Below are 9477 nucleotides of genomic sequence, written 5' to 3'. Positions count from 1 at the left end.
CGCATCGACTGCCGGATCATCGCCGGGTGCGACGGGTTCCACGGGCCGAGCCGCAAGGCGATCCCGGCATCGGTCGGCAAGGAGTACCTGCGCGAGTATCCGTTCGGCTGGCTCGGCATCATGGCCGACGTGCCGCCGTGCAACCACGAGCTGATCTACGCCAACCACGAACGCGGCTTCGCGCTCGCCAGCATGCGCAGCCCGACGCGCAGCCGCTATTATGTCGACGTCCCGCTGACCGAGAAGGTCGAGGACTGGAGCGACGAGCGGGTGTGGGACGAACTGGCCATCCGCCTTGGCCCCGAGGCGGCCGCGCACATGACCCGCGGGCCTTCGATCGAAAAGTCGATCGCCCCGCTCAGGAGCTTCGTCTTCGCGCCGATGCGCCACGGCAGCCTGCTGCTGTGCGGCGATGCCGCCCACATCGTTCCGCCGACCGGCGCCAAGGGCCTCAATCTCGCTGCCAGCGACGTGCACTATGCCGCCGAGGCGTTGGTCCGGTTCTTCAGGGCGAACGATGCCGATGCCGTCGCCGGCTATTCGGACAAGGCGCTGGCACGGGTGTGGAAGTCGGAGCGGTTCAGCTGGTCGTTGACCCGGCTCATGCACCGCTTCCCCGAGGACGGGCCGTTCGAGCGGGCGATGCAGGTCGCCGAACTCGACTACATCGCTTCGAGCCGCGCGGCGCAGACCGCCATCGCCGAGAACTACGTCGGACTGCCTGTGTAGTCCCTCGCAAACCCTCTTGTCGAATGGGTAGCCGCCCGGTTAGGTAGCGCTAACATTTCGCGCGGAAGTCGCGATTGAGGAGGGGATTCGATGGATACGACACGGTCGAGCGTCAACATGGCGCTCATCTCGGCCATCGTCGCAGTGGCGACGATCGGCGGCTTGCTTTTCGGTTATGACAGCGGAGCGGTGAACGGGACGCAGGAGGGGCTGACCCAGGCCTTCGACCTCGACTCGACCTCGCTCGGCTTTACGGTCGGCTCGTTGCTGATCGGTTGCGCGGTCGGCGCCTTCAGTGCCGGCAAGCTGGCCGACATCCTCGGGCGCAAGAAGGTCATGATCCTCGCCGCGATCCTCTTCGTCGGCGGCGCGCTGGTGCAGGGCCTGACCGAAGTGCACGAGCTGTTCGTGTTCGCCCGCTTCTGCGGCGGCATGGCGGTCGGCGCGGCATCTGTCCTCTCGCCGTTGTACATTTCCGAAGTCGCCCCGGCCAACATCCGCGGCCGTCTGACGACGGTCCAGCAGGTCATGATCATCTCGGGCCTGACTGCGGCTTTCGTCGTGAACTATTTCCTCGCGCAGTCGGCGGGCAGCTCGCTCGGCGAGGTCGCGGGGACGGCGGCCTGGCGCTGGATGTACCTGGCGCAGTCGATACCAGCGGTGATCTTCCTCGTCGCGCTGTTCTTCATTCCGGAAAGCCCGCGCCACCTCGTCGGCACCGGCCGCAAGGAAGAAGCGCGCGCCGTCCTCACCCGCCTTTTCGGCGCGACCGAGGCCGATCGCAAGATCGGCGACATCGAGGCGAGCTTCTCCGCCGACCACCGCCCGCGTCTCAGCGACGTGACGGCGCCCGGCACCGGCTTCCGCCCGATCGTCTGGGCCGGGATCATGCTGGCCACGTTCCAGCAGTTCGTCGGAATCAACATCATCTTCTACTACGGCGAGACGCTGTGGAAGCTGGCCGGCGTTTCGGAGGATGTGGCGCTCGAGCGCAACATCGTCTCGGGCCTCGTTTCGATCGCGGCGGTCTTTGCCGCCATCCTCGTCATCGACAAGATCGGCCGCAAGCCGATGCTGATGATCGGGTCGATCGGCATGGCGGTGACGCTGGGCGCAATGACCTGGGCCTTCTCGGGTGCGGGCGAGGATGCCGCGGGCAACCTTATGCTCGATGCCAACGCGGGCTGGATCGCGCTGGTCGCGGCCAACCTCTACGTCATCTTCTTCAACTTCAGCTGGGGCCCGGTCATGTGGGTCATGCTCGGCGAGATGTTCCCCAACCAGATCCGCGGATCGGCGCTGGCCGTCGCTGGCCTGGCGCAATGGGGCGCGAACTACGCCGTAGTTCAGAGCTTCCCGTGGATGGCGGAGAACCTCGGCCTCGCCTCGACTTACGCGTTCTATACGATCAGCGCGGTCATCTCGTACTTCCTGGTCAAGTCCTTCGTCAAAGAGACCAAGGGCAAGGAACTGGAAGAGATGGAAGGTTGGGAAGCGCCCGCCAAGGCCGGGTGACATCGACCGGGTCGCGCCCTAGCCTGAACGTATGAGCATTACCGATCGCAAGCCCGTTCGTGTCGTCGTCCTCGGCGGCGGCACGGCGGGCTGGATGAGCGCCGCCGGCCTCGCCGGGCTGCTCGGCCCGCTGGTCGAGGTCACGCTGGTCGAAAGCGAGGACATCGGCATCGTCGGTGTCGGCGAAGCGACGCTGCCGCACATCCGTGGTTACGTCGAACGCCTCGGCATCGACGAGGCCGCCTTCATGCAGGCGACCCACGCGACCTACAAGCTGGGCATCGACTTCCGCGATTTCGGGCGGATCGGCGAAAGCTACGTCCACCCCTTCGGCACCTTCGGCGAGGAAGTCGCCGGCGTGCCGTTCCACCACTACTGGCTGGAAATGCAGCGGCAGGGCCGGGCGGCCGATATCGGCACCTACTCGCTCGGCGTCATGGCCGCACTGGAGAACAAGTTTCGCCCGCCCTCGGCCGACGCCAGCCTGACATCGACCTACGGCTATGCCTACCAGTTCGACGCGACGCTGTTCGGTCCGTTCCTGCGCGAACACGCCAAGAAGCTCGGTGTCGAACGCGTCGAGGGCAAAGTGATCGAAGTGGTCCGTGACGGAGCGAGCGGCGACGTCACCTCGCTCAAGCTGGAAAGTGGCCAGTCTCTCGAAGGCGACCTGTTCATCGATTGCTCGGGCTTCCGTGCGTTGATGATCGGTGGCGCGCTCGAAGAGGAGTGGGAGGACTGGTCGCAGTGGCTCCCCTGCGACCGCGCCGCGGCCATGCCCTGTGCGCACGTGACCCAGGAAATCCAGCCCTACACGACCGCCACGGCCATGCCCGCCGGTTGGCGCTGGCGCATCCCGCTGCAGCACCGCATCGGCAACGGCTATGTTTTCTCGAGCTCCTTCATCTCCGAGGACGAGGCCTGCTCGGCCATCGCCGCAGCGGCGGAAGGCACCCAGCTTGCCGACCCGCGCGTGCTGCGCTTCCGTGCCGGACGGCGCAAGTCGAGCTGGAACCGCAACGTCATTGCCGTGGGGCTGGCCAGCGGCTTCCTCGAACCACTCGAATCCACCTCGATCTACCTTACGCAGATGGCGGTGACCTACCTGCTCGAACTGTTCCCGATCGACGGCAAGATCGATCCGCGCGACCGCGACGAATTCAACCGGCTGGTCGACATGGAATACGACCGGGTGCGCGACTTCCTGATCCTCCACTACCACGCCACCGAACGCGACGATTCCGAGTTCTGGAACCATGTTCGCACGATGAGGGTGCCGGACTCGCTGCAGGAAAAGATGACCCTGTGGCGCGAGGCCGGACGGGTCGAGAAGTACTCCGACGGGCTGTTCTACGATGCCTCGTGGATCGCGGTTTATATCGGTCAGGGCCTGTTGCCCGAGCGGCACGATCCGCGAACCCGCCTGCCCGATCCGGCGAGGATCGAGCGGGCTCTCGGTTCGCTACAGCAGGCTATCCGGGACCAGACTGCGGCGATGCCCGGGCACCGTGAATTCCTGACCGCACGCGCCGAACGGCTGGCGGCGGTACCATGAGCGAACCGCGCGAACTTCCGGCAAGGATCGTCGTTGCCGGCGATGGGCCGCTCGGCGTGCTCGCCGCCATTGCCCTGCGCCGCGCCCTGCCAACGACCGAACTGTTGGTCCTAGCCGTTGCGCCCGATCCCGGTGCCTTCGCCGAGCGCATCGGCACGGCCCTGCCGTTCACCAACCGGCTGCATGACCGCCTGCAGGTTTCCGAGGACGAACTCGTGCGCCAGGCGGGGGCGAGCCACCGGCTGGTCATGCGCTATTTCGGCGGTGGCGGGCCCGACCAGCAGAGCGCTGCCGGGTACGGGGCTGCGGTCGATCCGGCGATGACTACGGCCTTCGCCAAGGAGTGGGGCGGCGGTCCGCGCAATGCCGGGACTACCGCGCCGCCGCGTTCGCTTGGCGAGGTGCTCGCCGGCGCGGGGCGGTTTGCCCCGCATTCGGGCGAGCCCGGTTCCCCGCTTCTCGACCTCGACTACGCCCTGCGCTGGAACGTGCCCGCCTACCGGCAAATGCTGGTCGGCATGGCCGGGCAGCTCGGCATCCAGCATGCCCGGGCTGACATCCGCGGTTTCATGCCCGACGTGTCGGGCGGCATCGCCTCGCTGGTTGCGGAAGGGATGGGCGAGATCGCCGCCGACCTGTTTCTCGATTGCACCGGCTCGCGCGCCTTGCTGCATTCGTACCTGCCCGAAGCGCGTCAGATCGACTGGCACGACATGCACCCGACGCGCCGCATCGCCATAGCCGAAGCAGGACGCCCGATGCTGGCGCTGGAAGACCGCGCCACCCTCACGCCGCTCGGGTGGCGCTGGGAACTGGCCGGGCGCGACGGACTGCAATCGATCCTGGGCGTTGCCGGCGATGCCGGGGACGAAGCGATCCATGCTGCGCTCGGCGCACCGCCGGCCCAGATCGTTCCCTTTTCGCCGGGGCGGGCCGAAGCTGCATGGCTCGGCAACGTCGTCGCGCTTGGCGACGCGGCGGCGCGGATCGAGCCGTTTGGCGGTATCGCGCAGGACCTCGCCCATCGGCAACTCGCGCTCCTGCTCGAACTTCTGCCGGGGCGCACCGTCGACGCTTCCGAACGCGCCGAATACAACCGCCGCGCGGCGATGATGGCGGATCGCGCCGCGGACTGGATTGCGGTCCACTATGCTGCGCCCGCTGCAGCAAAGGCCTTCCCCGGATTGCAGCAATCGCCGGAACTGGCGCGGATGCTCGACCAGTTCGTCCGCCGCAGCCGGACGCCGATTGCCGAAGACTCGCCCATGCTGGTGCAGGAATGGGGCGCAATGCTCCAGGCGCTTGGCATGCCTTCGGGCGAAAGCCTGCTCTCCGCCGCGGCAAGCGGCGATGGCAGCGAGACCGGGCGTGCGTTTGCGCAGAAGGCAGAGGCGGCGCTCGCCGCGGCCCCTCCCTATGGCGAATGGATGGAGCGGATGCTGTGAGGCCGATGCGCTAGCCGGCGATCTGTCGCAGCATGGCCTTCATCTGCGCGAACAGCCGCTCGCTCGGTTCGGAGAGTATCCCCCTGGAGTGAGCGGGAAGGTGGGCGGCGGGATCGCCGTTCCTCTCGAACACGTAATGGTCGAGCATCATGCGCCAGATCTCGCGGTCTTCGGGCGGCAGGTGGCGGAAGGCATAGATCGCGTGGAGCAGTGCGTCGTAGGGCGGCGCGATGCCGGCGAGTGAATCGTTCCACCAGTAGTTGACGAGGATCGAGATCGGCTCGAGCGATTCCACGCCGTGCCACCAGGTGTAGGGGATGTAGAGCGCGTCGCCGGGCTCGAGCGTCGTCTGTTGTGCCGTGCTCCACGCCTCGGCAAAACGCGGGTAGCGCTCGAGATCGGGATCGTGCGGATCGACCATGCTGACCGGCGTGCCCGCCGGGGTCAACTCGAACGGCCCGGCATAGAGATTGGCGATCTGTTCGGGCGGAAACAGCGTGAAGCGGCGACGTCCGGCGACGCAGCAGGCGACGTTCTCCTTGACGTCGTAATGCGGGGCGACTCGGATGCGATTGCCGATCCAGATGCGCGCCGCGACGCCCGGGAGCATGGCGAGCCGGTTGGCCTCGGCAAAAGCGGGCAGCACGTCGGGAATGACCTCGGACTGCACGGCGAACGCCGGTGGTTCGGCGGTCTGTTTGGCGGCGAGCAGGTCGCGAAGGAAGTCTTCGAGGTGGCCCTTGCCCGAGCGGAAATTGAAGCCGGTGAGGTCGCGGTTGTAGAAGAACCTGCCATTTTCCTCGGGCGGTGCGGCGATGGCCGCGACGGGGCGGCGCGGGGCGCATTGCACGAGGTAATCGACGATGGCTTCGTCGCTGCTGCGGGCGGCTGCGACCGCGGGCCAGTCGCCGACGAGGTCGCGCATGACCACGGGCTCGCGGGCGGGGCGAATTTGCTGGTGGAACTGTTCGGCATCGACGCCCGTCATCTCCTTGACGGCGGGCGGCTGGGGCAGGGCGGTCATGCGATCAGGCGCTCGTCCGCCGCGATCGCCGATCGGTTGGCGGCGAGGAACTCGTCCTGGGTCGGCATCTGCTCCGCCGTCTGGGCGACGACTTCGCGGATATGGGCGAGGCGCTTGAGCGTCTCGGCGTCGGGCAGGAGGTCGGCGGCGGGGTGGTAGCCGCCCGGCTCGATGCCCTGGCCGACGAGGACGGAAAGCCAGCTCGTCTCGGTGAACAGCTCGTTGTGTTCGCGGAAAATCCGGCCCGAAGAGCGGAACATGGCCAGTTTCTCGGCCAGTCCTTCGGGTGGGGCGAGGGTGCGGCAGTAGTTCCAGAACTCGGAATCGTCGCGCTCGGTGGCGTTGTAGTGAAGCACAAGGAAGTCGCGGATGTCGATGTAGTCGCGCTCGGTTTCTTCGTTGAAGCGCGCGATTTCCTTCGCGCCGAACGCGCGGGTCGGGAACAGCGCGAGCAGGCGGGCGATGGCCGCCTGGACGAGATGGATCGCGGTGGATTCAAGCGGTTCGAGGAAACCTCCCGCGAGGCCGAGTGCGACGACGTTCTTCTCCCAGGCGCGGGCCCGATAGCCGGCCTTGAAGCGAAGCTGGTTGGGTTCGGCGAGCGGCTCGCCTTCGAGGTTGGCGAGCAGCATCGCTGTCGCCTCGTCCTCGCTCATGTACTCGGAGCAGTAGACGTGGCCGTTGCCGATGCGGTGCTGCAAAGGGATGCGCCATTGCCACCCGGCGGGCCGGGCGGTCGAGCGAGTCAACGGTTCGCGGTCCCCGGCCAGCGTGCAGGGGATGGCCACCGCGCGGTCGCACGGCAGCCACTCGCTCCAGTCGGTGAACGGCACGCCGAGTTCCTGCCCGATGAGCAGGGCGCGGAAGCCGGAGCAGTCGATGAACAGTTCGCCTTCAACCTTGGTACCGCTCTCGAGCATTACGGCGGTGACGAAGCCGCTCGCGCCGTCGCGTTCGACCGCGGTGATGCGGCCTTCAGTCCGCCTGACGCCCTGCCGTTCCGCCCGACCGCGCAGAAAGCGCGCGTAGCGTCCGGCATCGAACTGGAAGGCGTAGGAAAGCTTGCTCAACGGCGACCGCGGATTGTCCCGCGCGGGCCAGGCCATCTTGCCGGTCTTCCCGCCGACAACGGCGATCGAGTACTCGTCGAGCTCGCTCGTATCGCCGATGCTGCGGCCCTTGAGCCAGTGGTGATGGAACTCGATCCCCATCATGTCGACGCCGTAAAACCCGAACGGATGGACGTAGCTGTGCCCCAGCCGCGTCCAGTCGACGAACTCGATCCCAAGCTTGTACGTCGCATGTGTTTCACGAACGAACTCGTTCTCGTCCAAGCCCAACATAGAGTTGAACAAGCTGATCTGCGGGATCGTCGCTTCGCCGACGCCGACCGTTCCGATGGCCTCGGATTCGACCAGCTCGATTTCGAGCCCGGGGAACGGACCCATGACCTTGGACAGCGCCGCTGCCCCCATCCAGCCGGCCGTGCCGCCGCCGACAATGACGATCTTGCGGATCGGTTCGCCAATCATGACGGGACTCCGGCTGTCAAAGACACCGAAGACGGATCGTCTGCCCAAGCTCCCGACATTCGCAGGAATTGTTCTTGCGACGGCAAGTTGGCAGCAGCTTGTCTGTAGTCCCGGCGCAATTGACTTATTGCCCCCGCGACCCGTTCTTCGTCGAGGGAATCTGCGATGGGATCATAACCCAGGGGCTGGATGTTCTGGCCCAGCAGCACCGCGACCCAGCTAGGCACGGCGAACAACTCGCCCTCGTTTCGGAACACCCTGGCGTGCAATTTCCAGAGCTCTATCCGTCGCTCGAGCGTCTCAGGGATCGGCATGTCGCGCACGTAACGCCAAAACGGCGTGTCGTCGCGTTGCGTTGCCTTGTAGTGCAGGATCAGGAAGTCGCGCACGTCTTCGTAAGTTGCCTGCATTCCCCGATTGAACTCGTCCCGCTCAACTGGGCTAATCGGCTTACCGGGAAAGAGGGCAAGCAATCGCGAAATACCATTCTGGATTAGATGGATACTGGTCGACTCGAGTGGCTCAAGAAAGCCGGATGACAGGCCCAGTGCGATGACGTTGTGGCTCCATGCGAGTTTGCGGCGGCCGGTGGCAAAGCCAATCGGCCGTGGCTCGGCGAGCGCTTGGCCTTCGAGATTGGCAAGTAGGATTCGCGTAGCGTCGTCGTCGTCCATGTAATGCGAAGAATAGACGTGGCCGTTGCCGGTGCGATGCTGCAGCGGGATACGCCACTGCCAGCCAGCTGGGTGCGCAGTGGACCGAGTGAACGGCTGGGGCGAAGTCACGTTTGCCGTCGGCATTGCGATCGCCCTGTCGCAAGGCAGCCAATGACTCCAGTCCTCGAATCCGGCGCCAAGCGCTTGCTCGATAAGCAAGCCGCGAAATCCCGAGCAATCGATGAAAAGGTCGCCGGCAATGCGTTCTCCGCTCTCCAGCACAACCGCCGCAACGTCGCCGGTTTCCCCCTCGCGTTCGACATTGGCAATCGTTCCTTCCTGTCGTTTTACGCCCTCTCTCTCGGCCCGCTTGCGCAGGAACTGGGCATAGAGTCCGGCATCGAAGTGGAAGGCATAGCTGAGGGCAGACAATGGAGGGCGGGCATCGCGTGCCGGACGACCGAAGCGGCCTTGCGCTGCGGCCATCGCACTCATGCAGTATTCGGCGATGCTTCCCGGGTCGCTTCGTCTTCTTTCACGCAACCACAGCTGGTGAAAGGGAATTCCGTGAATGTCCTGGCCGAAATTTCCGAACGGGTGAAAATACCGGTCCCCGATCCTTCCCCAGTTCACGAACTCGATGCCGAGCTTGAACGTTCCGCGCGTCGCGCGAAGAAATTCGTTCTCGTCGATATCGAGCATGCTGTTGAAGGTTATGATTGGCGGAATCGTCGCCTCTCCGACACCGACGGTGCCGATTGCATCGGACTCGACGACCGTGATCTTGCGCCGCCCGTTGTTGAGGAAGCGAGAAAAGGCCGCAGCCGCCATCCAGCCGGCCGTTCCGCCGCCTACGATGACCACCCGGCCGACTTCGGTATCGCTACCTTTGGCCCCGTAGCCGGGCGCTTCCTGCATCATTTCACTCCCACCTTTTACACCTTGCCGCTCATGCAGGCACTTGCCAAGGCCCCTCGAAATGAATATCGACTGGCGAAGAGCAACGAATGGCGTACCAAAA

General features: G+C 65.6%; 7 protein-coding genes. 4 read left to right on the top strand and 3 right to left on the bottom strand.

Annotated elements, in window-relative coordinates; translation table 11 throughout:
* The 4 genes from GRI89_RS11595 to GRI89_RS11580 all read left to right on the top strand — a co-directional run.
* On the top strand, positions 1-729 hold a 729-nt coding region (locus GRI89_RS11595; RefSeq protein ID WP_159795545.1), incomplete at its 5' end, for a 4-hydroxybenzoate 3-monooxygenase.
* 90 nt (positions 730-819) lie between these two features.
* Positions 820-2244: a sugar porter family MFS transporter gene (locus GRI89_RS11590; RefSeq protein WP_159795542.1), complete on the top strand. Its 1425-nt coding sequence runs from the start codon at positions 820-822 to the stop codon at positions 2242-2244.
* Positions 2245-2275: 31 nt separating this feature from the next.
* Entirely contained in the window at positions 2276-3799 is a 1524-nt protein-coding gene (locus tag GRI89_RS11585) for a tryptophan halogenase family protein (protein ID WP_159795539.1), read from the top strand.
* Entirely contained in the window at positions 3796-5244 is a 1449-nt protein-coding gene (locus GRI89_RS11580) for a tryptophan 7-halogenase (RefSeq protein WP_159795536.1), read from the top strand. Before GRI89_RS11585 ends, GRI89_RS11580 begins: the two co-directional genes overlap by 4 nt.
* Before the next feature lie 10 nt (positions 5245-5254).
* Here the strand turns inward: GRI89_RS11580 and GRI89_RS11575 are convergent, their stop codons facing one another.
* Genes GRI89_RS11575 through GRI89_RS11565 form a run of 3 tightly spaced genes read right to left on the bottom strand, consistent with a single transcriptional unit; the run spans position 5255 to position 9377 of the window.
* Positions 5255-6268 carry a cupin-like domain-containing protein gene (locus GRI89_RS11575; protein ID WP_201290918.1) on the bottom strand — a complete coding sequence of 338 codons (1014 nt, stop codon included), beginning with the start codon at positions 6266-6268 and terminating at the stop codon, positions 5255-5257.
* A complete protein-coding gene (locus GRI89_RS11570) occupies positions 6265-7800 on the bottom strand; it encodes a tryptophan halogenase family protein (RefSeq protein ID WP_159795533.1) in 1536 nt (511 codons plus the stop codon). Before GRI89_RS11570 ends, GRI89_RS11575 begins: the two co-directional genes overlap by 4 nt.
* On the bottom strand, positions 7797-9377 hold the full coding sequence (locus tag GRI89_RS11565) for a tryptophan halogenase family protein (protein WP_235913289.1): 1581 nt from the start codon (positions 9375-9377) through the stop codon (positions 7797-7799). Before GRI89_RS11565 ends, GRI89_RS11570 begins: the two co-directional genes overlap by 4 nt.
* Positions 9378-9477 lie beyond the last annotated feature (100 nt).

Origin of the sequence: Croceibacterium salegens (assembly GCF_009827435.1) — a bacterium.
GTDB lineage: Bacteria > Pseudomonadota > Alphaproteobacteria > Sphingomonadales > Sphingomonadaceae > Croceibacterium_B > Croceibacterium_B salegens.
Note: the sequence above shows the minus strand (reverse complement) of the source record. Positions and strands in the feature narration are given on the sequence as shown.

What these genes read in the sequence shown, in the direction of transcription:
- GRI89_RS11585 (WP_159795539.1), top strand. Translation starts at nt 2,276, where the DNA reads ATGAGCATTACCGATCGCAAGCCCGTTCGTGTCGTCGTCCTCGGCGGC.
- GRI89_RS11575 (WP_201290918.1), bottom strand. Translation starts at nt 6,268, where the DNA reads ATGACCGCCCTGCCCCAGCCGCCCGCCGTCAAGGAGATGACGGGCGTC.
- GRI89_RS11580 (WP_159795536.1), top strand. Translation starts at nt 3,796, where the DNA reads ATGAGCGAACCGCGCGAACTTCCGGCAAGGATCGTCGTTGCCGGCGAT.
- GRI89_RS11570 (WP_159795533.1), bottom strand. Translation starts at nt 7,800, where the DNA reads ATGATTGGCGAACCGATCCGCAAGATCGTCATTGTCGGCGGCGGCACG.
- GRI89_RS11590 (WP_159795542.1), top strand. Translation starts at nt 820, where the DNA reads ATGGATACGACACGGTCGAGCGTCAACATGGCGCTCATCTCGGCCATC.
- GRI89_RS11565 (WP_235913289.1), bottom strand. Translation starts at nt 9,377, where the DNA reads ATGATGCAGGAAGCGCCCGGCTACGGGGCCAAAGGTAGCGATACCGAA.